At 73.0% G+C, this 26,895-nt stretch carries 26 protein-coding genes; 7 read left to right on the forward strand and 19 right to left on the reverse strand.

The window, feature by feature from the left end; genetic code table 11:
• Positions 1-5: 5 nt before the first annotated feature.
• Positions 6-431, reverse strand: coding sequence for a hypothetical protein (locus KIS93_RS48245; protein WP_080041990.1), 426 nt, complete (start codon positions 429-431; stop codon positions 6-8).
• 93 nt (positions 432-524) lie between these two features.
• Here KIS93_RS48245 and KIS93_RS48250 point away from each other — a divergent pair, with 93 nt between their 5' ends.
• The 3 genes from KIS93_RS48250 (at position 525) to KIS93_RS48260 (ending at position 2,904) form a co-directional block, all read left to right on the forward strand.
• On the forward strand, positions 525-1,205 hold the full coding sequence (locus KIS93_RS48250; RefSeq protein WP_080041991.1) for a response regulator transcription factor: 681 nt from the start codon (positions 525-527) through the stop codon (positions 1,203-1,205).
• Positions 1,202-2,440 carry a sensor histidine kinase gene (locus KIS93_RS48255; RefSeq protein ID WP_080041992.1) on the forward strand — a complete coding sequence of 413 codons (1,239 nt, stop codon included), beginning with the start codon at positions 1,202-1,204 and terminating at the stop codon, positions 2,438-2,440. Before KIS93_RS48250 ends, KIS93_RS48255 begins: the two co-directional genes overlap by 4 nt.
• Before the next feature lie 89 nt (positions 2,441-2,529).
• Positions 2,530-2,904 carry a PepSY domain-containing protein gene (locus KIS93_RS48260; RefSeq protein ID WP_080041993.1) on the forward strand — a complete coding sequence of 125 codons (375 nt, stop codon included), beginning with the start codon at positions 2,530-2,532 and terminating at the stop codon, positions 2,902-2,904.
• Between the two features lie 71 nt (positions 2,905-2,975).
• Here KIS93_RS48260 and KIS93_RS48265 read toward each other — a convergent pair whose 3' ends face one another.
• The 7 genes from KIS93_RS48265 to KIS93_RS48295 form a co-directional block, all read right to left on the reverse strand.
• Positions 2,976-3,713 (reverse strand): endonuclease/exonuclease/phosphatase family protein, encoded by a 738-nt coding sequence (locus tag KIS93_RS48265; protein WP_186404855.1) that lies wholly within the window; start codon positions 3,711-3,713, stop codon positions 2,976-2,978.
• Between the two features lie 137 nt (positions 3,714-3,850).
• Positions 3,851-4,528, reverse strand: coding sequence for an HNH endonuclease family protein (locus tag KIS93_RS48270; RefSeq protein WP_080041995.1), 678 nt, complete (start codon positions 4,526-4,528; stop codon positions 3,851-3,853).
• A 60-nt stretch (positions 4,529-4,588) separates the two neighbouring features.
• Positions 4,589-7,912 (reverse strand): 2Fe-2S iron-sulfur cluster-binding protein, encoded by a 3,324-nt coding sequence (locus KIS93_RS48275; protein ID WP_080041996.1) that lies wholly within the window; start codon positions 7,910-7,912, stop codon positions 4,589-4,591.
• Entirely contained in the window at positions 7,909-8,151 is a 243-nt protein-coding gene (locus KIS93_RS48280) for a sarcosine oxidase subunit delta (RefSeq protein WP_080041997.1), read from the reverse strand. The genes KIS93_RS48275 and KIS93_RS48280 overlap by 4 nt, the downstream gene beginning before the upstream one ends.
• On the reverse strand, positions 8,151-9,353 hold the full coding sequence (locus KIS93_RS48285; protein ID WP_080041998.1) for a sarcosine oxidase subunit beta family protein: 1,203 nt from the start codon (positions 9,351-9,353) through the stop codon (positions 8,151-8,153). The genes KIS93_RS48280 and KIS93_RS48285 overlap by 1 nt, the downstream gene beginning before the upstream one ends.
• Positions 9,350-11,779 carry a GcvT family protein gene (locus KIS93_RS48290; protein ID WP_080041999.1) on the reverse strand — a complete coding sequence of 810 codons (2,430 nt, stop codon included), beginning with the start codon at positions 11,777-11,779 and terminating at the stop codon, positions 9,350-9,352. Before KIS93_RS48290 ends, KIS93_RS48285 begins: the two co-directional genes overlap by 4 nt.
• Positions 11,780-11,861: 82 nt before the next feature.
• Positions 11,862-12,479 carry a GNAT family N-acetyltransferase gene (locus KIS93_RS48295; protein WP_080042000.1) on the reverse strand — a complete coding sequence of 206 codons (618 nt, stop codon included), beginning with the start codon at positions 12,477-12,479 and terminating at the stop codon, positions 11,862-11,864.
• A 31-nt stretch (positions 12,480-12,510) separates the two neighbouring features.
• On the opposite strand from KIS93_RS48295, the gene KIS93_RS48300 reads away from it, so the two are divergent.
• Entirely contained in the window at positions 12,511-13,524 is a 1,014-nt protein-coding gene (locus KIS93_RS48300) for a helix-turn-helix transcriptional regulator (protein ID WP_230465499.1), read from the forward strand.
• A gap of 3 nt (positions 13,525-13,527) precedes the next feature.
• Here the strand turns inward: KIS93_RS48300 and KIS93_RS48305 are convergent, their stop codons facing one another.
• Entirely contained in the window at positions 13,528-14,094 is a 567-nt protein-coding gene (locus KIS93_RS48305) for a cupin domain-containing protein (protein ID WP_080042002.1), read from the reverse strand.
• A gap of 87 nt (positions 14,095-14,181) precedes the next feature.
• Here KIS93_RS48305 and KIS93_RS48310 point away from each other — a divergent pair, with 87 nt between their 5' ends.
• On the forward strand, positions 14,182-14,742 hold the full coding sequence (locus tag KIS93_RS48310; RefSeq protein ID WP_080042003.1) for a TetR/AcrR family transcriptional regulator: 561 nt from the start codon (positions 14,182-14,184) through the stop codon (positions 14,740-14,742).
• 69 nt (positions 14,743-14,811) lie between these two features.
• Here the strand turns inward: KIS93_RS48310 and KIS93_RS48315 are convergent, their stop codons facing one another.
• The 6 genes from KIS93_RS48315 to KIS93_RS48340 form a co-directional block, all read right to left on the reverse strand.
• Positions 14,812-15,570, reverse strand: a complete 759-nt coding sequence (locus KIS93_RS48315) for an SDR family NAD(P)-dependent oxidoreductase (protein ID WP_080042004.1) — start codon at positions 15,568-15,570, stop codon at positions 14,812-14,814.
• 597 nt (positions 15,571-16,167) lie between these two features.
• Positions 16,168-18,444, reverse strand: coding sequence for a hypothetical protein (locus tag KIS93_RS48320; protein ID WP_080042005.1), 2,277 nt, complete (start codon positions 18,442-18,444; stop codon positions 16,168-16,170).
• Between the two features lie 19 nt (positions 18,445-18,463).
• Complete coding sequence (locus tag KIS93_RS48325) at positions 18,464-19,219, reverse strand: SCO6745 family protein (RefSeq protein WP_230465500.1); 756 nt, start codon at positions 19,217-19,219, stop codon at positions 18,464-18,466.
• Positions 19,220-19,267: 48 nt separating this feature from the next.
• A complete protein-coding gene (gene dapF, locus KIS93_RS48330) occupies positions 19,268-20,080 on the reverse strand; it encodes a diaminopimelate epimerase (protein WP_080042006.1) in 813 nt (270 codons plus the stop codon).
• A gap of 9 nt (positions 20,081-20,089) precedes the next feature.
• The gene (gene miaA, locus KIS93_RS48335; protein WP_080042007.1) at positions 20,090-20,998 is read right to left on the reverse strand and encodes a tRNA (adenosine(37)-N6)-dimethylallyltransferase MiaA; all 909 of its coding nucleotides are present in this window, start codon (positions 20,996-20,998) and stop codon (positions 20,090-20,092) included.
• Between the two features lie 12 nt (positions 20,999-21,010).
• On the reverse strand, positions 21,011-21,535 hold the full coding sequence (locus tag KIS93_RS48340; protein WP_080042008.1) for a methylated-DNA--[protein]-cysteine S-methyltransferase: 525 nt from the start codon (positions 21,533-21,535) through the stop codon (positions 21,011-21,013).
• A 1-nt stretch (position 21,536) separates the two neighbouring features.
• Between KIS93_RS48340 and KIS93_RS48345 the strand changes: the two genes are divergently transcribed.
• Positions 21,537-22,454 (forward strand): ribonuclease Z, encoded by a 918-nt coding sequence (locus KIS93_RS48345; RefSeq protein ID WP_080042009.1) that lies wholly within the window; start codon positions 21,537-21,539, stop codon positions 22,452-22,454.
• On the opposite strand, the gene KIS93_RS48350 is transcribed toward KIS93_RS48345, so the two are convergent.
• The 3 genes from KIS93_RS48350 to KIS93_RS48360 all read right to left on the reverse strand — a co-directional run bounded on the left by KIS93_RS48350 (position 22,427) and on the right by KIS93_RS48360 (position 24,531).
• Positions 22,427-23,080, reverse strand: coding sequence for a class III extradiol ring-cleavage dioxygenase family protein (locus KIS93_RS48350; RefSeq protein ID WP_080042010.1), 654 nt, complete (start codon positions 23,078-23,080; stop codon positions 22,427-22,429). The genes KIS93_RS48345 and KIS93_RS48350 overlap by 28 nt on opposite strands.
• Positions 23,081-23,115: 35 nt before the next feature.
• Positions 23,116-23,859, reverse strand: coding sequence for an isocitrate lyase/PEP mutase family protein (locus KIS93_RS48355; protein ID WP_080042011.1), 744 nt, complete (start codon positions 23,857-23,859; stop codon positions 23,116-23,118).
• 75 nt (positions 23,860-23,934) lie between these two features.
• A complete protein-coding gene (locus tag KIS93_RS48360) occupies positions 23,935-24,531 on the reverse strand; it encodes a hypothetical protein (RefSeq protein WP_080042012.1) in 597 nt (198 codons plus the stop codon).
• A gap of 411 nt (positions 24,532-24,942) precedes the next feature.
• On the opposite strand from KIS93_RS48360, the gene KIS93_RS48365 reads away from it, so the two are divergent.
• Positions 24,943-25,335, forward strand: a complete 393-nt coding sequence (locus KIS93_RS48365) for a hypothetical protein (protein ID WP_155128390.1) — start codon at positions 24,943-24,945, stop codon at positions 25,333-25,335.
• A gap of 57 nt (positions 25,336-25,392) precedes the next feature.
• On the opposite strand, the gene miaB is transcribed toward KIS93_RS48365, so the two are convergent.
• The gene (miaB, locus tag KIS93_RS48370; protein WP_222107915.1) at positions 25,393-26,889 is read right to left on the reverse strand and encodes a tRNA (N6-isopentenyl adenosine(37)-C2)-methylthiotransferase MiaB; all 1,497 of its coding nucleotides are present in this window, start codon (positions 26,887-26,889) and stop codon (positions 25,393-25,395) included.
• Positions 26,890-26,895 lie beyond the last annotated feature (6 nt).

The following is a 26,895-nucleotide window of genomic DNA, read 5'->3' on the forward strand; positions in this document are numbered from 1 at the left end:
CGGAGCTAGCCTCCCACGCGCGAGACCGGCACACCGCCCGCGCAGGTGATCTTCAGCTCCAGCTCCTCGCCCTCGTTCGGCTCGAACTCGACCTTGGCCTCCCGCGCGGGGCCAGCCTCGACGTCGTCCACCGAGTAGTCCTGCGCCGGGCTCCACGAGCGCAGCGTCACCAGGCCGTCGGCGTCGCAGGAGGCGATCACGGTGCCGCCCGCGCTGCGGATCAGCTTGCCCTGCGCGGCCGGCGACGGCGCGGCGCTCGCCGTCGCGGCGGCGCGGGTGGTGGCCGTGGCGAGCGCCGCCTTGACGTCCTCGCGGCTGAGGACGTGGCTGTCACTCCCGGTCAGGCCGTTGCCGAGCAGGCCGAGCACCGCCACGGCGGCGCCGGTGGCGGCCAGCGCGGTGGCGATCCAGGCCACGACGAGCTTCTTCATCTCCGACAGGTTTCCCCAGGTACGACTAAGGCCAGGTTAAGGCGACGCTAAGGCTGCCCTGGGCATGAGCGATCACCGTCTACGTTTCTGTATATGGCGGACATCCTGCTCATCGAGGACGACGTGACGATCCGTACGGCGCTCAGCCGCGGGCTGCGGGAGCTCGGCCACGCCGTCTCCTCCTCCCCCACGGCGATGGAGGGGCTGCGGCTGGCCGTCCAGGACCGGCCCGACCTGATCGTGCTCGACCTGGGGCTGCCCGACCTCGACGGGGTGGAGCTGCTGCGGATGCTGCGGGCGGTCAGCAAGGTGCCGGTGATCGTCGCCACGGCCCGCGACGGGGACGCCGAGATGGTGCCCGTCCTCGACGCCGGGGCCGACGACTACGTGGTCAAGCCGTACAGCGCGGCGCAGCTCGACGCCCGGGTGCGGGCCGTGCTGCGGCGGGCCGGCGGGGCGGCGCCCGAGGAGCCGCTGAAGGTGGGGGCGCTGCGGGTGGACCCGCGGGCGCGTACGGCGGCGCTCGACGGCGAGCCGCTGGACCTGACGCCGCGCGAGTTCGACGTGCTGCACTACCTCGCGGCCCGGCCGGGCGAGGTCGTCACCAAGCGGGAGCTGCTGACCGAGGTGTGGCAGCTCCCCTACGGCGGCGCCGACAAGACCGTGGACGTGCACCTGTCGTGGCTGCGCAGGAAACTGGGCGAGACGGCCGCCGAGCCGCGTTACCTGCACACGGTGCGCGGGGTGGGCGTGAAGCTGGTCGAGCCGTCGTGAGGCGGTGGCTGGCGCTGCTCGTCGCGGCGACGACCTCGCTGGTGCTGATCGCGCTGCTCGTCCCGATGGCGCTGCTGATCAGGGCGGTGGCCGAGAACGGCGCGATGAGCCGGGCGACCGCCGCGGCCGAGTCCGTGGCGGTCGCGGTCGGCACCCCCGACCTGGGGCTGGCGGTGGAGCAGGTGGCGCGGCCCGTGACGGTGTTCCTGCCGGACGGGCGGACGATCGGGGAGCGGGCCGCCCGCTCCGACGCCGTCCGCCTGGCCGCCACCGGGCGCAGCGTCACCGCCGAGGCCGGCGGGGGCAGGGAGGTGCTGGTCTCGGCGCAGTCGCCCGAGGGCACGGCCGTGATCAGGGTGTTCGTGCCGGACGCCGAGCTGATGCGCGGGGTCAGAGAGGCGTGGCTGGCGCTGGCGCTGCTCGGCGTCGGGCTGGTCGCGCTGGGCATCGTCCTGGCGGACCGGCTGGCGCTGGCCGTGACGCGGCCGGTCGGCGGGCTGGCGCGGGTCTCCCACCGGCTGGCCGGCGGCGACCTGACCGCCAGGGCCGAGCCCGGCGGGCCGCCCGAGGTCCGGGACGTCGCGCTCGCGCTCAACCACCTCGCCGGGCGCATCGACGAGCTGCTGGCGGCCGAACGCGAATCCGTCGCCGACCTGTCGCACCGGCTGCGCACACCCCTGACCGGCCTGCGGCTGGACGCCGAGTCGCTGCGCGACCCCGAGGAGGCGGCCCGCGTCCAGGCCCGCGTGGACGCGCTGGAGCGGGCCGTGAGCGCCGTCATCACCGAGGCGCGGCGGCGCTCGGCCGGGCGCGACTCGTGCGACGCGGCGGCCGTGGTGCGCGAACGGGTCCGGTTCTGGTCCGTGCTGGCCGAGGACCAGGGCCGCGAGGTGACGATCACCGTGCCCGACGCGCCCCTTCCGGTCGCGGTGGGCGCCGAGGAACTCGCCGCGTGCGTGGACGCGCTGCTCGGCAACGTCTTCGCGCACACCCCCGAAGGGGCCGCCATGACGGTACGGCTGGAGCCGCGGCCCTCCGGCGGCCTGCTCGTCGTGGAGGACGCGGGGCCCGGCTTCGAGGCCGCGCTGCTGGAGCGGGGGAACAGCGGGGGCGGCTCGACGGGGCTGGGGCTCGACATCGCGCGACGCACCGCCGAGTCGTCCGGAGGCGGGCTCGCCGTCTCCAGGTCGGCGGAGGGCGGGGCCCGGGTGGAAGTGGCGCTCGGCGCACCCTGACGACCTTCCATGTGGGCCCTGACCGGCCTTCTCGTCGCCTTAACCACCCTTTAGCGCCCGATTACCCCTGTCCGCGATTTCGTAGAACCATGCGAATCACGAAGAAGCTCATCGTTGCCGGAATTGTCTCCATCGCCGCGACCGGCGGCGCGGTCTACGCCACCGCCGCCTACGCCTCCGAGGCGTCCGAGGCGTCCGAGTCCGCCGTCGCCGCCGTCGCCCCCAAGGTCACCGCGGAGCAGGCCATCGGCATCGCCCTCAAGCAGGTGCCGGGCTCCTGGGTCAGCGAGCTCGACTTCGACAGCCGCGGCAAGCAGGCCGACACCTGGGAGCTGGAGCTGACCAAGGGCACCGAGCGGCACGAGGTGGACGTGGACGCGACCTCGGGCAAGGTCACCAAGGCCCAGGTGGACCAGAACGACGACGACCAGAACGACGACGGCGACGACGGTGACGACGACTGACACCTGACGCCTCTTTGATGCCGGCCCGCCGCGCGCGGGCCGGCATTCTCATGTCCGGGCCCCGCGGGCGGTCAGCGCACCATCCGCATGACGATCGGCCGGTGGTCGGACAGCGTGCTGGACAGGACGGAGCCGCTGGTCGTCGTGATGCCGCGGGTGTAGACGTAGTCGATGCGGGCGTCGCCGTGGGTGGGCTTGTTGGCGTACCTGGCGCCGGTGTCGGCACAGCCCGCGCTGACGAACCGCTTGGAGAGCGCGTCCGTCGGCAGCGCGTTGAAGTCTCCGGTGAGGATGACCCCCGTCCTGGTGCCGAAGTAGTCGAGGACCTTCGCGGCCTGCGCCTCGCGGCGGCTGATGGAGGTCTGCGAGAGGCCCGGCGACAGGTGCGTGGTGAACACGCGCACCTGCGCGCCGCCGCCGAGGTCGAGCTTGACGCCGGCCATGGAGCGGTTGACGGGGCAGGTGGCGAAGTCGGTGAGCTTGATCGTCACCCGTTCGACGATCTTGTAGGAGGACAGGATCGCGTTGCCTGCCTTGCCCGGCTGCGGGTCGTCGCACGGGCCGACGTCGTCGCCCGCGCCGAAGTGGGCGTTGTCGGTGATGTCCCAGCCCAGCGCGTCGGCGAGCATGCGCACCTGGTCGGCGTCGGGACGGCGGTGGATCTCCTGCAAGGTGACGACGTTGGCGCCGCTGTCGCGGATCACCTTCGCCATGGCCTCGATGTCGGCGGCCTCGCCGCGGATGTTCCAGTCGAGCACCACGATGTTCGCGGCCCTGGCCTGGGCCACGGCCGGTGCCGCCGTGCCCATGGTCGGCATCGTGATCGTGAGGAGGACTAACGCTGCGGTCGCTTGACTACCTCGGGTCACTCGCATGACTCGTGATCTTACGACGCGCGGAGCGACGATTCCCGCAACGGCGCGTGGAAAGCAGCCACCGCCGGCGGTCAGCAGGACTTCAGGATGTCGTCCATGGCCTGCTTCTCCCCGGACGTCACCCACAGTCCGTACTTCGTCTTCACGTCGATCTGGCGGGCGATGTAGGTGCAGCGGTAGGACTTGCGGGGCGGCAGCCAGGTGGCGGCGTCGGAGTCGCTCTTCTGGCCGTTCAGCGGGCCGTCCACGGCCATGAGGTTCAGCGGGTCGTTCGCGAACTCCTTGCGCTTGGTGGCCGACCACTGCTGGGCGCCCTTCTGCCAGGCGTCCGAGAGCGGGATGACGTGGTCGATCTGGACGGCGGTGCTGGTGTCCTGGCCGCGCTTGAACTTGATGGTCTTGCCGCTGTACGGGTCGTGCAGGGTGCCGGTCAGCACGATGCAGTCGTGCGTGCCGGACTTGAACGTCTCGTCCTCCAGGTCGCGCTTGAGGATGTCGTTGCGGGTGTCGCAGCCGTTGCGGTCCACGTCCGCCCAGGCGGGGCCGAACTTGTCGCGGTCGAACCCGGTCTTCGGGGCGCGGCCCTTGACGGGCAGCTTGTCCAGCTTCTTCTTGGCGTCGGAGATCGCGGCCGGGTCGGCCTTGGCGGCCTTGCCGTCACCGTCCGGCGCCTGCGCCGCTCCGAGCCCGCCGCAACCGGTCAGCATCGCCACCGTGGCCAGACCGGCCATGAACGCCCGCACTCGCACGCCCGCTCCCCAGACTTTTTCGTGTTTTTCGTAAAGTCTAGGTAATGCCCATTTCTGCGGTTATATCGCGTCGATGGCGTCGAGCAGCCACTCTGCGAGGTATCGGGTGAACGATGACCTGACGTAGACGCGGTAGCTGCCGGGGGCGCGGCGCTCCAGGATGACGCCGGTCTTGCCGAGCAGCGTCTGCGCGTGGCCGGGGAAGACGTCCGGGTGCAGGTCGAGGGGGCAGCCGGTGATCAGGACGTCCTCGGCCGCCGGGCCCGACAGCTCCAGGATCGTACGCTGCCCCGACACGTCCACCCACCCAGGACGGGTCTCGACATGTCCGGACACCAGCCACCAGTCCGGCCCCAGCCGCAGCCCCACCCCCGGATCCGCGCCCCGCACCTCCCACATCGGCTCGAACGGCACCTCGCGCAACCGCACCCGCGCCCCGCCCGCCGCCTCGAACCGGGCCGCGAACGCGGCGGCCGGGCTCTCGGCCCGCACCTCGAATGCGTGCCGCGGAGGTGCCCCGGTCAGCGGCTCGCCGTCGCGGCGGGCGTTGCCCGGGTCGTAGAAGACCGGCTCCACGACGGTCACCGGGCACGTCCCGTCCCCCGACACGGCCGTCAGCCGGTCACCGGGCCCGACCCCCTTCGCCAGAGCCAGGCAGAACGTGCGACCGAGCGCGGCACTGCGATAACTGGAGGTCACATGCCCGACCATCGGCACCCTGCCCTCCACGGCGACGAGCCGGGCGCCCGCCTCCACCGGCACCCCGCCCTCAGCGGCGGCGAGTTCGGCGCCCTCCCCCATCGGCACCACGCCATCAGCGGCGACGAGCTGGGCGCCCTCCTCCACCAACCGCGCCGGATCGTCCGGCAGCAGGCCGACCAGGCGCTTGCGGTCGCTCCGCGCCGTGTCCGGGCGGGCGTGCGAGCGCTTGCCCACGTAGTCCGGCTTGCGCCGCGACACGATCCACTCCATGCCGAGGTCCTGCGGGGTGACCGTCCCGTCCGTCTCCTGGCCGACGATCGCGAACCCCTTCTCCGCCCGCAGCACGTGCATGGTCTCCGTCCCGTACGGCACCGCGCCCAGCCCCAGCACCGCCTCCCACAGCGCCCGCCCGTAGGCCCACGGGACGTTCACCTCGTACGCCAGCTCGCCCGAGAAGCTGATCCTGAACACCCTCCCCGGCACGCCCAGCACGTCCGCGGCCACGTACCGCATGAACGCCAGATCCACCGCGCCCGGCGCGACGGCCGCGACCACCCGCCGGGCGCGCGGCCCCGCCACCACCACCGTCGCCCAGTGGTCGGTGACCGACGTGAACGACACCTCCAGGCCCGGCCACTCCGTCTGGTGCCACTCCTCCAGCCAGTCGAGCACCCGGGCGGCGTTGCCGGTGGTCGTGGTCATCAGGTAGTGGTCCTCGGCGAGCCTCGTCGTGGTGCCGTCGTCGAGCACCATGCCGTCCGCGCCGCACATCACGCCGTACCGGCAGGCGCCGACGTTCAGCGTCGAGTACATGTTCGTGTAGATCCGGTCGAGGAACGCGCCGGCGTCCGCACCCCTGATGTCGATCTTGCCGAGGGTGGAGGCGTCCATCGCCGCCACGTCCGTACGGGCCGCGCGGCACTCGCGCAGCACCGCCTCCTCCATCGACTCTCCGTCCTGCGGGAAGTACCAGGGGCGCTTCCACTGGCCGACGTCCTCGAACACCGCACCCCTCGCCACGTGGGAGTCGTGCATCGCGGTCGTCCTGACCGGGTCGGACAGCTCGCCCCGGTCGCGGCCCGCGAGCGTGGCGAACGACACCGGCACGTACGGGGGCCGGAACGTCGTCGTCCCCACCTGGCCGGGCGCGGCGCCCAGGAGAGCGGACATGACGCCCACCACCACCGCCCCCGAGGTCTTCCCCTGGTCGGCGCCGGTGCCGGCGGTGGTGTACCGCTTGACGTGCTCGACCGACCGCATACCGGTACCGGTCGCCCTGGCCAGGTCGGCCACGGTCACGTCGCGATGCAGGTCCGCGAACGCGGGCTCGCCCGACGGGCCGTCCACCACCCACAGGGCGGTCGGCGCCCGCACGGGCCGCTCATCACACTCCGGCACCCGCCCCTCACCACGCGACCCGCCCGCGGCGGCCGGGCGGCTGCGCGCGCGCTCGGCCGCCTCGGCGCCTGCCGCGTAGCCGTCGGCGATGGCGTCGCGGGTGCCGTACAGGCCCCTGCACGCGCCCGCCGAGCGTTCCCGTTGCGCGGACGTGCCCGGGACGAACGCCTGGAGGTGGTCGTCGAAGCGGACCCGCCCCTGCGACTGGCTGAACAGGTGCACGGCCGGGTTCCAGCCGCCCGCCACCGCCAGCAGGTCGGCCTCGATGTGCCGCGAGCCGACCTGGACTCCGGTCAGCACACCCTCCGCGTCGCCGGTCGTGCCGGTGACCACCTGTCCGGTGAGCACGCCGCCGGTCGCCACCAGCTCGGCGAGCAAGCCGTCCTCACCGGTCGACACCAGCTCGGCAAGCAAGCCCTCCCCGCCGGTCGCCACCAGCTCGGCGAGCGCGCCGGGTGGGAGCGCCTCCGGGCGCGGGTCCACGATGGCGGCGATCTCGACCCCGGCCGCCGCCAGGTCGCGGGCGGCCTCGTAGCCGGAGTCCGCGCAGGCGAACACGACGGCCCGGCGCCATGGCGCGACCCCGTACCGGTTGGCGTAGGTGCGGGCGGCGGAGGCGAGCATGACGCCGGGGCGGTCGTTGCCGGGGAAGGCGAGCGAGCGCTCGTGCGCCCCCGTCGCCAGCACCACCTCGCGGGCCCTGATGTGCCACAGCCGCTCGCCCCGCGCCCGCCGTTCCACCGCCACCACGTAGTTGTGGTCGTAGTAGCCGATGGCGGTGGTGCGGGTGAGGACGCGGCCCGGCAGGTCGAGCCGGGCCACCCAGTCGAGGGCGGGGGCGCCGTCGAGGAGCAGGCGGGAGTTCAGCAGGTCGCCGCCGAGCCGGGGCTGCTCGTCCACAAGAATCGTCCGCGCGCCCAACCGTCCCGCCGCCACGGCGGCCGCCAGCCCGGCGGGGCCGCCGCCGACCACGAGCACGTCACAGTGCAGGTATCCCTTGTCGCAGCGGCGGTCGTCGATGGCTTCCGGGTCCACCCTGCCCTTGCCGCGCAGGCTCCATGCCTCCAGCCCGTCGTACAGCTCCACGGTGGTGGCCGCCAGCATGGGGTCGGCGCCGACCCGTACCAGCGCGTTGGGCTCCTCGGGGCCGGCGGTGAAGATGCCGCGCGGCCGGCCCAGCTGCACGCTGCGGCCCACGACGCGCACGTCGTTGCGCAGGAGCGCGGCGGCGAGCGTGTCGCCGGGCTCGCCGCGCAGCTCACGGCCATCGAACGTGAATCTCATTCAGGCTTCCTGACCTCGTGGGTGACCGTGTGCCGCTCGACCGTGAGCCAGGTCCGGCAGCCGTGCGCGTGGAACCAGCGCTCGCGGAACCAGCCCTTGGGGTTGTCGCGCAGGAACACGTAGCCGGCCCACTCGGCGTCGGTGGTCTCGCCCTCCGGGTAGGAGATCCCGGCCTGGCCGCCGTAGTGGAACTCGTTCTCGTCGCGCGGGCCGCAGTGCGGGCAGTCGAGGAGCAGCATCAGTGCGCCACCGCCGCCGCGCCGTGCTCGTCGATGAGCGCCCCGGTGGTGAAGCGCTCCAGCGCGAACGGCTCCGCCAGCGGATGCGACCGCCCGTGGGCGATCGTGTCGGCGTACACCCAGCCGGAGCCCGGGGTGGCCTTGAAGCCGCCGGTGCCCCATCCGGCGTTGATGTAGAGGCCGTCCACGGGGGTGCGGCCGATGATGGGCGAGGCGTCGGGCGAGACGTCCACGATGCCGGCCCAGGTCCGCAGCACCCGTACCCGGCTGAAGATCGGGAACAGCTCCAGCGCCGCGGCCATCTGCGCCTCGATCACGTGCACGTTGCCGCGCTGGCCGTAGGAGTTGTACGCGTCGATGCCCGCCCCCATGACCAGCTCCCCCTTGTGGGCCTGGCTGACGTACACGTGCACGGCGTTCGACATGACCACGCAGTCGAGCACCGGCTCCAGCAGCTCCGACACCAGCGCCTGGAGCGGGTGCGACTGCAGCGGCAGCCGGATGCCGGCCTGGGCGGCGAGCACGGAGGTGTGCCCGGCCGCCGCGAGCGCGACCTTCCCGGCGGCGATGCGGCCCCGCGACGTCTGTACGGCGATGACCCGATTTTTCAGGATCTCGAAGCCCGTGACCTCGCACCCCTGGATCAGGTCCACCCCATAGGCGTCGGCCTGGCGGGCCAACGCCCAGGCCACGTGGTCGTGCTTGGCGATGCCGCCGCGCCGCTGCAACGTGGCCCCCATGACGGGGTAGCGGGCCCGGCCGGACGTGTTGATGATCGGGCAGAACTTCTTGACCTCGTCGGGGTCGAGCCATTCGGCGTCCACGCCGTTGAGCCGGTTGGCGTTCACCCGGCGCCGGCCCTCGCGCACGTCGCCGAGGTTGTGCGCCAGGTTGAGCACCCCGCGCTGGCTGAACTGCAGGTCGTAGTCCAGCTCGGCGCTCAGCCCCTCCCACAGCTTCAGCGAGTGCTCGTAGATGGCGGCGCTCTCGTCCCAGAGGTAGTTGGAGCGGATGATCGTGGTGTTGCGGGCCATGTTCCCGCCGGCCAGCCAGCCGCGTTCGAGGACGGCCACGTTCGTGATGCCGTGGTTCCTGGCCAGGTAGTAGGCGGTGGCCAGGCCGTGCCCGCCGCCGCCGACGATGACGACGTCGTAGGCGGGCCTGGGGTCGGGGTTGCGCCAGAGGAAGTCGGGGTGGGTCAACGCCTGATCTTCTCCATCCCGGGGTCGTACAGCGGCTCGGCGGCGACCTCCGCGGGCACGCGGCGGCCGAAGTAGGAAATGTCGACTTGTGTCCCGGGTTCGGCCAGCTCGGCCGGCAGCCAGGCGTACGCGATGGGGTACTCGACGGTGTGGCCGTAGGCGGCGCTGGTGACGTACCCGACCGTGCGGCCGCCGTGGCTGACCGGCTCCTTGCCCATCACGACCTGGCTGCTGAGCAGCGGCACCAGCCTGCGGGTGACCTCCTCGGCGAGCGCGTCGCGTCCGATGAAGTCCTTGTCGTCCCGCACGGCGAAGCCCAGCCCCGCCTCGTACGGGTTGTGCTCGGTCGTCATGTCGACGCCCCAGAGCCGGTAGCCCTTCTCCAGCCGCAGGCTGTTGAACGCGGCCCGGCCCCCGGCGACGGCCAGCCCCGGCGCCCACAGCGTGTCCCAGAGCTTGAGGCCCATGTCGGCCGTGGTGTAGAGCTCCCAGCCCAGCTCGCCCACGTACGAGACGCGGATCGCGAGCACCGGCACCTGCCCGACATATCCGGACTTGCAGCCGAAGTAGCGGAAGTTCTCGTGCGACAGGTCCATGTCCGTCAGCCCCTGCACCAGCTCCCTGGCCCGCGGCCCCCACACGCCGACGCAGCAGGTCCCCGGCGTCAGGTCGCGCACCCGCACCCCGCCGGGCGCGTGCCTGGTCAGCCAGTCGAGGTCGAGGTTGCCATTCGCGCCGACCTGGAAGACGTCCTCCTCCAGCCGCGCCACCGTGAGGTCGGACCGGATGCCGCCCTTGACGTCCAGCAGCAGCGTGTACGTCACCGAGCCCGGCTTCCTGTCCACGTTGTTCGTGGTCATCCGCTGCAGGAACGCCGCCGAGCCCGGCCCGCTGACCTCGATGCGCTTCAGCGGCGTCATGTCGAACAGCGCCACCCGTTCCCTGGCCGCGAACGACTCGGCGGCGGCGATCGGCGACCAGTAGCGGCGGGCCCAGTCGTCGCGCTGCGCCGCGCCCAGGAACGCCTCGGCCGCCAGTAGCCCGGCGGCGGCACTGCGCCGCAGCAGCAGCTCCTCCAGCAGCGGCGCGTTCGACTCGAACCAGTGCGGCCGCTCCCACCCGGCCGCCTCCAGGAAGAACGCCCCCAGCTCGCGCTGGCGCGGGTGGAACGGACTGGTGCGCATCGGCCGCGGCGACTCCATCGGCTGCAGCGGGTGGATGATGTCGTAGACCTCGACGAAGTTCTGCTTGCCGCGCTCCTCGACGTAGGCGGGCGATAGCTGCGCCCGTTCGAACCGGTTCAGCTCGCACTCGTGCAGATCGACAGCCGAACGCCCGTCCACCAGCACCTCGGCCAGCGCCCGCGCCACCCCGGCCGAGTGTGTCACCCACACGGCCTCCGCCAGCCAGAACCCGTCGAGCTGCGGCGCCTCGCCGATCAGCGGGAAGCCGTCGGGGGTGAAGGAGAAGACGCCGTTGATGCCGTCCTCGTACTTCGACTCGGCCAGCGCGGGCAGCAGCTCCACCGCGTCGCGCCAGGCGGGGTCGAAGTCCTGCTCGGTGAACGCCTGCACCGACGGCATCGTGGTGGATCTGGGGCCGATCTCGTCCTGGGCGACCGGCATGGGGCGGTGGGAGTAGGAGCCGATGCCGAGCCGGTCGCCGTGCTGGCGGAAGTACAGGTCGCGGTCCTGGTGGCGCAGGATCGGGCCCGGCTTCAGCGCGCCGAGCGGCCCCGACTTCGCGTACTGGTGGGCCAGGGGCAGCAGCGGCACGGTCAGCCCGGCCATCCGCCCGATCGACGGCCCCCAGAACCCGGCCGCGCACACCACCACGTCCGCCGGGATCGTCCGGTACTCCCCCGACGCCATCACCGACACGCCGGTGACCCGGCCGCCCCGCTGCTCGACGCCGACCACCGTGTGCCCGGCCAGGAACCGGGCGCCGCGCTCGGTGGCCCGCGCGGCCTGCGCCGCGCCGCACGCCACCGCCGCCGCCAGGCCGTCACTCGGCACGTGGAAGCCGCCGAGCACCTTGTCCTTGTCCAGCAGCGGCCACAGCTCGGCGCACTCGCCGGGGTCGAGCAGCCGCGCCTCGACGCCCCACGACTCGGCCCAGCCGAGCTTGCGGTGCAGGTCGGCCCACCGCTCGGGGGTGGTGGCCACCTCCAGCCCGCCCACCTGGCGGAAGCAGTCGCCGCCCAGAGCCGTGTACTTGGCCACGGTGTAGGCGGCGAACGCGGTCATCGTCTTCGACGGGTTCGTCTGGAAGACCAGGCCGGGCGCGTGGGAGCTGGAGCCTCCGGCGGCGAAGAGCGGGCCCTGGTCCACGACCGTGACGTCCGTCCACCCCCGCTCGGTGAGCTCGTCGGCGAGCGCGCAGCCGACGATCCCCGCTCCCACGATCACCGTACGAGGTCGGCTCATGGCGCCTCCGGTTGTTCCTTAATGCGCAACACGCACCGGACTACGCAACGACCATAAAGTCCAGGACCCGCCGGAACAAGAGCTACCGCACGGGCGAGGTGTCCCGTACGAGATAGGTGACCACCCCCGCGCCCGGTACGGCCAGCTCCTCGAACCCCAGCCGGTCGTAGAACGCCCGCGCCGCCACGTTGCTGGTCAGCATGCTGAGGTGCAGCCCGGTGACGCCCGCCGCGCGCAGCCCGTCCACGAACGCGCCCATCAGCCGGCGCCCCCACCCCTTGCCCTGCCAGTCGGGCAGCAGGTCGATGTGCAGGTGCGCCGGATGCCCGGCCAGCTCCGGCAGGATCATCCGCTCCGGCCGGTAGTGCAGGGCCAGCATGTGATCGTCCGGCGTGACCGGCGGATCGGCGGGCAGCGGCAGGCCCGCCCGCGGGATCCACTCCTCGCGGTACCGCCGCACGAACCGCTCGGTGTCGGCGGTGCCCACGATGTAGCCGACGGCGTTGCCCTCGCCGTCGTCCACCACGTGGGCGTGCTCGGGCTCGAGAATCACGTACGGGGCGGCGAACAGGTCGCCCATCAACCGGTCGGAGGCGTACATCCCGCGGGCGTCGCCACCGGCGTCGGCGGTGCGCACGCAGATGTCGTAGACGGCCTCCAGATCCCGGGGCTGGTACGAACGCACATAAGGGGAGATCATTCGCGACAACGTACCAGTACGCTGAGCTCGCGTGGGAAAGGGAAACATGGGGCAGCAGCGGCGCTTACTCGAAGGGCTCGGCGTCACCGTCGCCGAGGAGACCGCCTACCGCGCCCTGCTGCGGCACGGGCCCGCCACGCTCAGCGAGCTGGCCGCCGAGACCGGCTCGTCCGCCGCCGCGATCCGCCGCATGCTGCCCAGGCTGGAGGACCTCGGCCTCATCTCCCGCGTCGCCGGCCGCCCCCTCCGCCTCGTCGCCACACCCCCGACCATCGCCATCGACATCCTCGTCGCCCGCCGCCAGGAGGAGCTCACCCACAGCCGCGCCGCCGCCGCCCTGCTCGCCACCGAGGTCGCCGACCGCGGCGGCCCCCACCCGGAGGAGGTGCTGGAGGTCGTGACCGGCCGCGACGCCGTCGCCAGGCGCTACCTCCAGCTCGAACGCAACGCCACCCGCGAGATGCTGGTGCTGGTCCATCCGCCGTACGCGGTGGACATCAGCGACGACCGCGAGAACCGCCGCCGCGCCGCCCGCCAGGGCGCCCCCATCACCCGCGGCATCTACAGCCCGCTCGCCTTCGAGCAGCCCGGCATGCTCGCCCACACCCGCCGCGCCATCGCCGACGGCGAGCAGGCCCGCCTCGGCCAGGTGCCGGTCAAGCTCGCCATCGCCGACGCCCGCACCGCCATCCTCCCGCTGGTCTCCGACGAGGACCGCGCCGTCGAAAGCGCCCTGGTCGTCCACCCCTCGGCCCTGCTGGACGCCCTGGTCGGCCTCTTCGAAACGTTGTGGCGCGCCGCCGTCCCCCTCCGCCTCACCCCGGACGGCCTGGAGGAGGACCGCCGCGGCCCGGACGAGGAGGTGCTGGCGCTGCTGGCGGCCGGCATGAAGGACGACGCGATCGCCCGCCAGCTCGGGTTGAGCCCCCGCACGGTCCAGCGCCGCGTCCAGGTGCTGTGCGAACGCCTGGGCGCCCGGACCCGCTTCCACGCCGGCTACCTCGCCGCCCACAACGACCTGCTGGTCACGAAGGGCCAGGAGTGACGGTCACGCCGTCGGCGCCTCGGACGAGGGCCGTTCGCGGTCCGCGCCGATGGCGACACCGACGATCGTGCAGGGCTCGGTGCCGTAGTTGTGCCAGGCGTGCCGGGTGCCGTTCTGGATGAGCACGTCACCGGCCCGCAACACCGTCTGCTCGCCGTCGTCGAGCTCCAGCGTGGCCTCGCCCGAGAGGACCAGGACGTAGTCGAGACTGTCGGTCGTGTGCATCCCCGCGGTGCCGGGCTCGTTCGCGGCCAGCGCGCCCGGCATCTGCCGCTCCAGCTCCTCCAGCGCCGCAGTCGTGTCAAGACCCGGAGGCGGGGCCGGCTCACCCGGCGGAACCGTGTTGATCATGAAGCGCGATCCGTCCCGGGGCGGGTACCACGTCTCGGCGGGACGCGGCGAGCCGTCGTCCGGGAACGTGGGTCGCTCATCACGCCCCCACAGCCGGAAGAACGCGCTCCCGGGCATCAGCTCGGAAGTGATGGGCTCGACGTCACGGTCGTCGACCACGCGGGCCTTGCCCTGGGCGTCGTGCCCGGTGACCACCCGGCGAATCGTCCTGCGCTCCATCCGCCCCCCTTAATACGGTTGCGTATTGATACGCCAGCGTATGTTTCGCTCGTCAGACCGTCAATACGCAGGCGTATCCTGTTGCCCGTGGGAAACGAGTCGACCCGGCTGTCCGCCCAGGACTGGGCGCGGGCCGCGCTGAAAGCCATCGCGCACGGCGGGCTGGCCGCGGTCGCGGTCGAACCCCTGGCCCGGACGCTCGGCGTGACCAAAGGCAGCTTCTACGCGCACTACCGGAACCGGGACGAGCTGATCACGGCAGCACTCACCGAGTGGGTGCGAAGCCACGGCGAGGCCGGCCTCAGCCAGTACGCCGCGATCACCGATCCCGCGCAGCGGTTGCGCGAACTGCTCACCACCGTCGTGCACGCCGTCCAGCCGCTGGCGCCGTCGGTGCACCTGAGCCTGCTCGGCGACCGCAACGACCCCCGAGCCCAGGACGCGGTCCGCCAGGTGAACCAGGCCCGGCTGGACCTCCTGACGCGCACCTACCGCGAGCTCGGCCTGCCCCCGGACCGGGCGGCGTCCCGAGCCCGGGTCGCCTACGCGGCCATCCTCGGGCTGCTGCACCTGGCACAAACCGATCCGGCCGCCCCGCACTCCGCCGTACTCGCCGACGAAGCGACCGCCATCTTCCTGCCGTCATGACGCCATGCGTCCGCCGGAGCAGCGCAACCACCCGTTGAAGGTCAGCGCCCGACCTCACGCCGGGCAGGGCTAAGTGATCAGGATCCCGCCGTCCACCGGCAGCGCCACCCCCGTGATGTACGAGGCCGCGTCGCTCGCCAGGAACACGGCCGCCGCCACCAGCTCCACCGGATCCCCTGCCCGCTTCATGACCACCCGCGACTCGGTCATCCGCTCCAGGTAGCCCGGCTTGTACTGCTCGGTCATCTCCGAGGCGAAGAAGCCGGGCTCCAGGCAGTTGACGCGGATGCCGCGCCGGCCGGTCCACTGCTGGGCCAGGTCGCGGGTCAGGCCCACCACGCCGGCCTTCGAGGCGCTGTAGGCGGCCTGCGGCAGGGCGGCGGTGGTCTCGCCGAGGATGCTGCCGATGTTCACGATCGACGAGCCCGGCCGCATCACGCGGGCACACGCCTGGGCCATCCAGTACGTGCCGTTCAGGTTGATCTCGATGACCCGGCGGAACTCCTCCGGGGTCTCGCGTAACGCGGGCACCGCCGTACCGACGCCGGCGTTGTTGATCAGCACGTCCACCGAGCCCAGCGCCTCGACGGCGGCGGACACGACCGCGTCGCAATCGTCGGGCCGGGACACGTCGGCGGGCACGGCCAGGCACCTGCGGCCGGTCTCCTCGACCAGGCGGCGCGTCTCCTCCAGGCGGTCCTTGCGGCGGGCGCACACCACCACGTCGGCGCCCGCCTCGGCCAGGCCGCGCGCGAACGCCACCCCGAGGCCCGCGGACGCTCCGGTGACGATCGCCACCTTGCCGTCGAGCCGGAACCGCTCCAGCACCCCGCACCTCCCACCGCTCGTTCACTCCCGCCCCACCGTACTTCGGCGAAGGCCCTCCAGGGGACGGGCAGGGTGAGGGCTGAGGCCGCCGCCGCCAACCGAACACCGCATCCCGGCCGCCTCGCGTCGCCGGCACTCCAGCCGCCACGTCGCCGACACTCGGGCCGCCGCGTCGCCGGCGTTCTGGTCGCCGGCACCCGCCCGTCGCCGGCCGGCCACCGCTCCCTCCCGCACCCCCGTACTTCGGCGCGGGTCCTTCTGCGGAGGGGGCAGGGCCGCACATCGACGGTGCCCCCGATCCGACCGACGCAGTCTCGCGAGGGTGTGGCGGGGACGGGCGGGCTGGTGGGAGCCGGCGCGGGCACGGCGGGCGCGGGCTGGGCCGGCACGACCGCCGTCTCGCGCGGCAGGCGCAACGGATGCCGCCTGGCGCGGACGCAAATGCGGGCGCCGGCCTGCGCGCGGGCTGGCACGGGGAGCCGACGCCGACGCGGGCCGACGCTGTCGCGACCCGGCAACGGGCACGGGCCAACGCGGGCGCGGACCCGGGCCGATGCGGGCGGGCGCGGGTGCGGACCCGTGCCCGCCGGAAGCGGGTTAGAGGCCGTACTCCTTGACGATGCGCTCGTGCCGCTCCACCTCGACGTCGATCTCGCGCGCCAGGTCCAGCCACGCCAGCGGATGCACCCACCGCTCGGTGGCGTCGTCGAGCAGGGCGTCGACCTCGGCGGGTGAGACGTCCGGCGGGACGGCGACCCAGCCGAACACGCCGGGCAGCGACTCGCCGGTGGTCGGGTGGGTGACGGTGTAGTTCTCGTCGCTGTAGACCCACATGGGCCAGCCGCGCTCGGCCATGACCTCGGTGAACTCCGCCCAGTCCTCCTCGCTCGGCGCGGCGCCGTCGAAGAAGTAGCTGGTGTAGCCGCCGGGCCGCAGGATGCGGACCGCGGCGAACGGGGGTACGAAGTTCTGCTGCTCCTGCGGGTCGTCGGGGACGGGCTCGAGGAGTTGGGGGTCGAAGACGACGAGGTCGCCGGCGTTGTACTCCATGCCGCGCGGCTGCGGCAGGGCGAGGCGGGCGGTGGCGGGGCCGGTGCGGATGGACAGGACCTGGCGCTGGCCGCCGTCGGGTGCGGGCAGGATGAGCCGGATGAGGCCCATCTCCTCCTCGATCGGCCCTTCGGTGGACTTGATCGGCATGCCGATCTTGGCGGCGCCCTTGCGGACGGTGTCCCAGTCTTCGGCGGAGGTGGCCATGACGATCATGCGCCAGACGTCTTCGTCGGTGAGCTCGTCGAGGACTTCGAGCAGCACTTCGGCGGCGCGGTGGTTGGCGTCGAGCTGCTGGGCGGCGCCGGACAGCAGGCGGCGGGCCTCGATGCCGGCGCCCGCGTGGATGGCGTGCTCGGCGGCGTCGGCGGCCTCCTGCCAGCGCTCGCGGGCGCTGTGCAGCCGGGCCAGCGTGAGGTGCTGGGCGGCGTGCGGCAGCATGGCGGCCATCTGCTCCAGGCGCTCGTCCTGGCGGGCCTCGATGAGCAGCGTGGTGAGGTAGGCGACGTCGTCGGGGTCGGCGGTGGCGATGTCGCCGCTGTCGACGAGCAGCTTCCAGTAGATGTCGGCGCCGGTGGCGGGGTAGCCGAGGAAGCCGAGGGTGGTGGTGTGGCGGCGGGTGGCCTCGATGTCCTCGCCGGACAGGGGGGCCAGCCAGCCGACCCACTTCTCGGGGTCGGCGTTGAAGCCGTCGGCGGCGTCGAACTGGCCGACCCGCTCTTCGACGGGGCCGGGCGCCTCGGGCTCGGCGGTGGCGTCGGCGGTGGCGCGCAGCGCGGTGATGCGCTCGGTCAGGTCGCCGCTGTCGCGCAGCTCGGCGCTGCCGGACTCGGCGAGGTCGGCGAGGAGCCTGGCCTGCCAGACGCCCTGCCTGGCGATGGCCAGCTCGCCGGCGACGAGCGCGAGCTCGACGCGGGCGCGGTAGCCGCCCATCATGCCGAAGTAGTCCATCCACTGGCGCAGGACGCGGCCGAGCTGCCAGGTGTTGGTGATCTGGGCGGAGCCGGCCAGCATGTTGACGGCGCGCGACCACTCGACCCACACGCGCGGGTGCTCGCCCACGACGTCGAGGTCGGGCAGCGCGTCGACGGCCTCGGCGATGCGGCCGAGTGTGGCCAGGATGAGCGCGCGGCGCACGCCGTCGCGGTGCTCCTTGGCGACGGGGTCGTCGGCCTGGAACCCGGCGGCGGCCTGGAGGGCGTCGAGCGCGTCTTCGGCGCGGCCGGCGGCCAGCAGCGCGCGGGCGCTCTCGGCGCCGAGCTCCCAGCTCGCCTCGCGGCCGGCGGTGCGCAGCCGCTCGACGGCGGACTCGGCGTAGGTGACGGCCTCGCCGGGCTTGCCGGCGTCGACGAGGGCCGCGACGTATTGGGTGACGAGGCCGGCGAAGGCGGGCTTCTCCGGGCTGGTGCTCTCGAGGTAGGCCCCGAGCGTCTCCAGGCGGTCGGTGGCGTAGCCGGGGCCGTCGGTGTTGGCCCACACGATGGCCAGCGCCTCGACGGCGGCCGGGACGGCCGGGCACTCACGCACGTCTTCGCGCTGGGCGAACGCGAGAAGCTGCTGCGCGTCGTCGATGGCGACCGCGCCCTGGGCACGGTCGCCGATGCGGCCGATCAGGTGCCAGTAGCGGGCGTAGAACTCGAGCCAGGGCAGCTCAAGGGCCTCGGCCTGCTGCGCGATGGCCGGGGCCATGACGTCGAGCTGCGGATACCGGCCCTCGTAGGCCTGTGCGGGGAGGTCTCCCAGCGCCATGGCGAGGCCAACGTTGCCCGCCTCGGAAAGCTGCTGCTGGGTTTCGCCGACCCAGGCCCAGATGTCCACGTCCATGGGCAGTCAGTCTGCCAGGTCAACGAGCGTGCCCAAAACGCAGAAGCTCGATCAGCTCGTCCGATTCGCTGTCGGTCAGGACCGAAAAGACCGGCGCCATGAGGTCGTCGGTGGTCTCTTCCACGGCCGCGCGCCGCGCGACCACGTCGGGGCCGGGCTCGGCGTAGGGTTCCGGCCAGTTGAAGAACTTCGCGATGGCGGTGCCGGGCGACTGCCCGAACGGGGTGCCGTCGTGCCGCGCGGCGAGGGTGGCCTCCAGGGGGTGCAGCCCGGCCGCGAGCACGGCGTTGGCGTGCAGGCCGCCGCGCAGCTCGCGTACGACGTGCATGAGCTGCACGGCCCTGGCGGGCGGGTCGTCGGGCAGCGGCACGGCCCGCCAGCCCGCGAACAGGGGCGCCCCGACCGGTGAGGCGGCCTCGACGACGGGCTCCAGGAGCTCGGCGATCCTGGCGCAGCCGGGCTGGTCGCCGAGCTTGCGCCGGGCCCAGGCGTGGCAGGCTTCCGCGTACAGCTCGACGGCCCGGTCGACGGGGAGCTTGCGGCCGCCGTTCCAGCTCTCCTCGACGTGTGCGGCGGGGAAGAAGACGGCGACGGCGGTGACGACGCTCGCGTCGCACTCGCCGAGCACGCCGCAGCGGCCCCTGAAGTAGACCTCCCGGGCGCCGAGGCCGTATTCGTCGCAGATGGCCTTGGCCTCCCGGGAGACCATGAATCCGCCGCCGATCTGCCCGATCGGTGCCTTCACCTGTACGGCGGTGGTGCGTGGGTCTGCCATGTCCACCTCTCAGTCCGCGAAGTAGACCCAGCATCCCCTATTAGAACTTCATTCTGCAAGCATCAACTCGCCGCTGGCCACGATCACCGCGGGCCCGGACAGGTAGCTGGTGTCCTCGTCGAGGATGACGGTCAGCGTGCCGCCCAGCACCTCGATCGTCCACGTGCCCGTGGTGTCGCCCGACAGGTGCGCGGCGGCCACGGCCGTCGCCACCGCGCCGGTGCCGCACGAGCGCGTCTCGCCGGAGCCGCGCTCGTAGACGCGCATGACGGCCCGGCTGACGCCCACCGCGTTGAACAGCTCGACGTTGACCCCGGCGGGGAAGACCCCGGTGTCGAAGCCCGGCCCGTGGGTGAGCTCGAGCTGGGCCACGGGATCGCCGATCGAGCAGGCCAGGTGCGGGTTGCCCATGTCGACGTGGATGCCCGGGTACTCGTGCCCGCCCAGCGTCGCCACGCTCTCGCCGTGGACGACCGGCTTGCCCATGTCGACCGTCACGTCACCGTTCGGCTCGATGCGCACCCTGCGCACCCCGCCCCTCGTCGCGATCGCGAACTCGGAGGCGTGCTCCAACCCGGCGTCGAGCAGGTAGCGGGCGAACACCCGCACCCCGTTGCCGCACATCTCGGCCACGCTGCCGTCGGCGTTGCGGTAGTCCATGAACCACTCGGCCTCGCCGGCCTGGTCGCTCACCTCGTGACTGTGCTTCGTGCGCGCCACGCGGAGCACGCCGTCGGCGCCGATGCCTGCTCTCCTGTCACAGATCTTGGCGACGAGCGCGGCCGACACGTCGACCTCGCCCTCCGGATCGGGCAGGATGACAAAATCGTTCTCGGTGCCGTGCCCCTTGAGAAAGCGCATTGCAAAAGTTTATTCGCACGGGTGTCCGGTGATTCGCGCCAGGGACCGCTCAAGCAGGTCGGGGGCGTCGTACGGCAGCCAGCACACCCGCGGGTCCCGGCGGAACCACGACTCCTGCCGCCGGGCGAACCGCCTGGTCAGCCTGACCGTCTCGGCCATGGCCTGCTCCTCGCTCCACTCCCCTTCGAGGAAGCGGATGACCTGCGCGTAGCCGAGCGCCCTGCTCGCCGTGCGCCCCTCGGCCAGCCCCTGCTCCAGCAGCGCGCGCACCTCGTCCACCAGGCCCGCCGCCCACATGCGCTCGACCCGCAGCTCGATCCTGGCGTCCAGCTCGGGCCTGGGCACCTCCAGCCCGATCTGGACGCTCGGGTAGACCGCGTCGTAGGAGGGCATCGTGGCCGAGAACGGGCGGCCCGACAGCTCGATCACCTCCAGCGCCCGCACGATGCGGCGGCCGTTGCTGGGCAGGATCGCCGCGGCGGCGGCCGGGTCGCGCTCGCGCAGCCGCTCGTACAGCGGGGCGGGGCCGCGCTCGGCCAGCTCGCCCTCCAGGCGGGCCCTGATCGCCGGCTCCGTGCCGGGGAACTCCAGCTCGTCGATGGCCGCCCGCACGTACAGGCCGCTGCCGCCGACGAGGACGGGCACGTCGACGGCGTCGATGACCGCCCTGGCCAGCTTCTGGTACTCGGCGACGCTGGCGGTGACCGTCACGTCCCAGACGTCGAGCAGGTGGTGCGGCACCCCGCGCCGCTCCTGCTCCGTCAGCTTGGCCGTGCCGATGTCCATGCCGCGGTAGAGCTGCATGGAGTCGGCGTTGACGCACTCGCCGCCCAGCCGGAGGGCGAGGTCGACGGCGAGATCGGACTTTCCTGCGGCCGTGGGGCCCACGACGGCGATGACTGGCTGCTGCTGACGCACACGACCAGTGTGCTAGAGATCGAGCAGCGTCGGCTGCAGATAGCCCTCATGGGTCAGCAGCCACCGCTTGGTCTCCACACCCGTGCCGCCGCTGAACCCGCCGAGCCCGCTGCCCGCGATCACCCGGTGGCACGGGACGAAGATCGGGATGGGGTTGGAGCCCATGATCGAGCCGATGCCGCGCGCGGGCACGCTGGAGCCGCTGAGCCTGGCCAGCTCGCCGTAGGTGACGGCCTTGCCGTACGGCACCCGGTGCAGGGCCTGGAGCACCCGCAGCCGCGATCCGGACATGAGCCGCCAGTCGATCGGCGTCTCGAACGCCTTCAGCTCGCCGGCGAAATAAGCGTTCAGCTCGGCGACCGCGAAGGCCGTACGATCCGCATCATGAACCTCAGCCAGGCCGAGACGTGGGGCCAGCCCGGCGCGGGACCCCCATCCCGTCGCCACGAGGCCGGTCTCCGTGACGGCCAGCACGAACGTGCCCACAGGCGTGGGCACCTCGGCGAAGGCAACCGTGGCGGGCAGCGTGGTGGTCATCGTGTCCTCACGTGAGCTCGTGGTGCTGGGCACGTCCAGCGCCGTTCCTACCCGACACCGTAACCACAACGGCTACCTCCTGCGCTGGGACGGTCAGGGCTTCCTGTTCGACCCGGGCGAGGGCACGCAGCGGCAGATGGTGCACGCGGGGCTGAGCGCCAACGACGTCCACTGGCTGTGCGTCACCCACTTCCACGGCGACCACTGCCTCGGCGTGCCGGGCGTCGTGCAGCGCATCGCCCGCGACAAGGTGCGCCACCCGGTGCGCGCGGTCTTCCCCGGCTCCGGCGAGACGTACTGGCGGCGGCTGCGCCACGCCGCGGCGTTCGCCGACACGGACGTCATCGCCGAGCATCCCGTCTCCGGCGACCTGGCGGGCGTCGGGCCGCTGATCGCGCGCCGCCTGTCCCACCCGGTCGAGTCGTACGGCTACCGGGTCCAGGAGCCCGCCGGCCGCCGCATGCTGCCCGAGAAGCTGGCCGCGCACGGCATCCGCGGCCCCGAGGTCGGCGAGCTGCAACGCACGGGCTCCGTGCGCGGGGTCACGCTGGAGGAGTGCAGCGTGCCGCGGCCGGGCCAGAGCGTGGCGTTCGTCATGGACACGCGGCTGTGCGACGCCGTCTTCGAGCTGGCCTCCGGGGCGGACCTGCTGGTGATCGAGGCCACGTTCCTGTCCGCCGAGAGCGCGCTGGCCAAGGACTACGGGCACCTGACGGCGTTCGAGGCGGGGCTGGTGGCGGCCGACGCGGGCGTGCGCCGCCTGGTGCTGACGCACTTCTCCGAACGGTACGGGTTCGGCGAGGAGCCGTCCTTCGTCGAGGAGGTGCGCCGCAGCTTCGCAGGAGAGGTCGTGCTGGCCCGCGACCTGATGCGGGTGCCGGTGCCGAAGCGTCAGGCCAGCCACGCCCCGGCGAGGTAGCCGACCCCGTACGGCGCCGCCGCCGCCAGCAGCCGTCCCCGGTAGGCGCGCCCGCCCGCCGCGCCGGCCAGCACCTGCAGCGCCGGCCGCCCGCTCACCCACAGCCGGTCCGCCTCCGCGGCGTCGAGCCCGGCCAGCGCCGCGGCGTCGCCGCCGCCGACCGCCTTCACGATCATCTCGTTGTACGGCCCCGCGGCCTCGTCGTGCTTGCCCGGCGCCCTGGGGCTCAGGCAGGCCGAGCCGTCGGCCATGACCAGCAGCGCCACCCGCTCGCCGCGCCCGCCCAGGCTCTCCCCGAGCGCCAGGCAGCCGGCGGTCGTCGCGTCGAAGGCCACCGCGTGCAGGCTCGCGGGCTCCTCGCCGGACAGGAGCAGGCGGGCGACGGTCAGCGACAGCGGCAGCACGGGCTCCCCCTGCCCCACCGTGCGGTCGAGGCCCCACGGACGCAGGGTGCCGGCCGCGCTCCCCTCGTACGAGCGGGTCGCCTCGGCGCCGCCCACCACGATCAGCGTGTCGGGACGGGCCTCGCGCACCGCGGCGATCGCGGAGCGGCAGGCGGAGCGCAGCTCGGGCATCCCGAGCACGACCAGCGGGGTCGATGGGCAGACGGCGGCGGCGACGAGCACGAGCGCAAGCGTACGGGGCCGCCGGCCCGGGCAGCTCAGTAGGGGCTGCGCCCGTCGCGCACCTTGGCCAGCATGCCCCTGGTGAGCTCCTGGACGGCCTGGTGCAGCCCGCTGCCGAAGCTGATCCTGGCCACGCCGAGCCCGGCCAGCGCGGCCAGGCTCGGCGTCCGCGGCGAGAAGTACACGTTGACCGGCGCCCCCAGCTCGCCCACCAGCGCCCTGATCTCGTCCGCGTCGGCGAGCCCGATGGGGTACACGCAGTCGGCGCCCGCCTCCAGGTAGCGCCGCCCGCGCGCGACGGCCTCCGCCCGGGAGGCGGGGCCGCGCAGGTAGAGGTCGATCCTGGCGTTGATCACGAGCGCGTCGCCGGCGGCGGCGCGCACCTCCGCCAGGAACGCGGCCTGCTCCCCGGGGTCCACCATGTCGCCGCGGCCCGGCAGAGAGTCCTCCAGGTTGCAGCCCGCGGCGCCGGCCTCGGCCAGGCGTTCGACGAGCTCGGCGGGCTTGAGCCCGTAACCGCGCTCGATGTCGGCGGTGACGGGCACGCCCTCGGCGGCCCTGGCCACGCGGGCGACGGCGGTCATCATCTCGGCCACCGGGGTCCGCTCGCCGTCGTCGTAGCCGAGCGCGCGGGCGACGGCGGCGCTGCTGGTGGCCACGGCGGGGAAGCCCGCCTCGCGGACGGCGCGGGCGGAGGCGGCGTCCCAGACGTTGGGCAGGACCAGCGGGGTGCCGGGGACGTGCAGCGCGCGCAGGGCGTTCGCGTCGTCAGTGGTCATGCCCTCGACCCTAGGAGCCGGAAGTGGCCTTCCTGAAGAGCCACTCCCGCCCGTGAACGGCGAGCCACTTCGGGGCTAGCAGCCGCTCTTGGAGCACTGGCCGGCGACCTCGCCGGCAGGGCCGTTGGCGGGGGTGTCGGCGTCGGAGCTGCCGGAGCTGCCGGAGGACTGGGGCGCCTTGGTGGGCGAGGTGGTGGCGGGCTTCTTGCCGGTGCCGTTGTTCACCGGAGAGCCGGTGCCCGTCGATCCCGTGTCGGCGGTGCCGCCGGTGCCGCCGGTGCCGGGGTCGGCGACGTCGCCCATGCTGCCGTCCTCGGGGGGATCGGTGTTGAGGTCGGCGTCCTCGGGGGCGTCGGTGGTGACGTCGCCCATCGTGGCGTCGTCGCCGCCCAGGTCGTCGGTGCCGTCGTCGGTGCCGCCGTCGGTGCCGCCGTCGGCGCTCTGCGTGGCCGCCGGGCGGCCGCCGCCGCTCTGCTGCGCGGCTTCGCCGGAGCCGCCGGCCAGCAGGTAGCCGGCGCCGCCCGCGGCGAGCACGGCGACGAGCGCGGACGCGGCGATGATGAGCGGTTTCTGGTTCGGGGTTTTTCTCTTGCGGCTGTTTCTCGGTGCCTGGCGGGTGTCTCCTGGCCCGGACAGGATCTCCTGACGATCCGGCGCGTTCGGATCATGCATGGGGTACGGCTCCCTGCGGTCGTATCGGGGAAAGCTTCGCCGACTTCGGGGGTGATGGACCACACTAGCCGCAACGACTGAATGCTCGCACACCAATCACAGAGGAATCACGACTTGTCCCCCCTTAGATCCATTTCCCCAGGTAGCCGCCTGCCGATCGGTCCCCTGGCCGGAGCCGTGGGGGTGCTCGCCACGGCCGGTCTCGGAATTTTCCTGGCATTCAGTAACGCGCCGGATGCCACCCCGCAAAGACGCGGCGAATTCGATCAGGAAACCCCGCTTTCCCCAAGATCGAATAAGCCGCTTTCACCACTCTCGGCACCGGAAGTGACACAAACAGCGACGATCGACCGGCACAAGGGAGCCGCTTCTCATGGACCGCTCCATTTCCCGTCCGCCCAGCCTGCCGGCATGACGCTGGGCCCTTTGTCGCCGCCCTGGATCGAGACCGTGCCGCCGTGGACCGCGACGATCTCCCCGCTGCCGATCCTGCCGCCGCTGGAGGACGCCGTCCCGTCGGTGACCTCCGGCCCGCGCGCCGACCGCCCCGCACGCCCTCCCCGAGCCCCCGGGCACCGGGGACGCCGCAGGCGCCCCGTGACCCCTCCTCGCGACCGGCCGCACAGCTCCCCCACGCCGCAGGCCCCGCCGACGACCCGAGAACCGGCACCCGCCCCGCCGACGACCCGAGAACCGGCACCCGCCCCACCACCGCGCGGGCGCGGCCTGCCGAACCCCTGCGCCACGATGCACGACTTCCGCCGCGCCGCCTGCGACCGGATGCTGAGCCGCCTCACCCGCTGACAAACACGACCGCCCTCACCCCGTACCGGGGCGAGGGCGGGCTTCAGCGGCAGGTGGTCAGTGCGCCGAGCAGCCTCCGGTGGCCGCGGGCAGCGGCGCCGGGCGGCCGATCGTGGGCATGCCCAGCAGGACTCCCGGCGCCGGCGAGGACGCGGTGCCCTGGCGGGCCTCCCAGGCGTCGCCCGCGCGGGTGCGGCGCACCCCGAGGACGGCCCCGTCGGCCACCAGGTGGTGCGGCGCCGCGTACGTGACCTCGACCGTCACCATGTCACCGGGACGCGGCGTCTCCGAGCCCACCGCGAAGTGCACGAGCCGGTTGTCGGGGGCGCGGCCGGACAGCCGGTGCGTGGCGTCGTCCTTGCGGCCCTCACCCTCGGCCACCAGCACTTCGAGCGTCCGCCCGACCTGCTTCTTGTTCTCCTCCCACGAGATCTCCTCCTGGAGGGCCACGAGCCGCTCGTAGCGCTCCTGCACGACCTCCTTGGGCACCTGGTCCGGCATGGTGGCCGCCGGGGTGCCGGGGCGGATGGAGTACTGGAAGGTGAAGGCGTTGGCGAAGCGGCTCTGGCGCACGACGTCGAGGGTGGCCTGGAAGTCCTCCTCCGTCTCGCCGGGGAAGCCGACGATGATGTCGGTGGAGATGGCCGCGTCGGGCATCGCCGCGCGGACGCGCTCGATGATGCCGAGGTAACGCTCGGCCCGGTAGGAGCGGCGCATGGCCTTCAGCACCCGGTCGGAGCCCGACTGCAGCGGCATGTGCAGCTGGTGCATCACATTGGGCGTCTCGGCCATGGCGGCGATCACGTCGTCGGTGAAGGCCGCCGGGTGCGGCGAGGTGAAGCGGACCCGCTCGAGGCCGTCGATGTCGCCGCAGGCCCGCAGCAGCTTGCCGAACGCGAGCCGGTCGCCGAACTCGACGCCGTAGGTGTTGACGTTCTGGCCGAGGAGGGTGACCTCCAGCGCCCCCTGCTCCACGAGCGTGCGGACCTCGGCGAGGATGTCGCCGGGCCGCCGGTCCTTCTCCTTGCCGCGCAGGGAGGGGACGATGCAGAACGTGCAGGTGTTGTTGCAGCCGACGGAGATCGACACCCAGGCGGCGTAGGCGGACTCGCGCTTGGTCGGCAGCGTCGAGGGGAAGACCTCGAGCGACTCCTTCAGCTCGACCTGCGCCTCGCCCTCGACGCGGGCCCGCTCCAGCAGCACCGGCAGCGAGCCGATGTTGTGGGTGCCGAACACGACGTCGACCCACGGGGCCTTGCGGACGATCTCGCCCTGGTCCTTCTGCGCCAGGCAGCCGCCGACGGCGATCTGCATGCGCGGGTTGCGCGTCTTGGCCGGGCGGAGGTGGCCGAGGTTGCCGTAGAGGCGGTTGTCGGCGTTCTCCCGCACGGCGCACGTGTTGAACACGACCACGTCGGCCGTCTCGCCGTCGGGGGCGGGCACGTAGCCGGCGTCCTCCAGCAGGCCTGACAGGCGCTCGGAGTCGTGGACGTTCATCTGGCACCCGTATGTGCGCACTTCGTATGTGCGGGCGCCCTCCTGGGTCACAGTCATGGCACG

This window comes from [Actinomadura] parvosata subsp. kistnae, assembly GCF_900323885.1.
Taxonomy (GTDB): Bacteria; Actinomycetota; Actinomycetes; order Streptosporangiales; family Streptosporangiaceae; genus Nonomuraea; species Nonomuraea composti.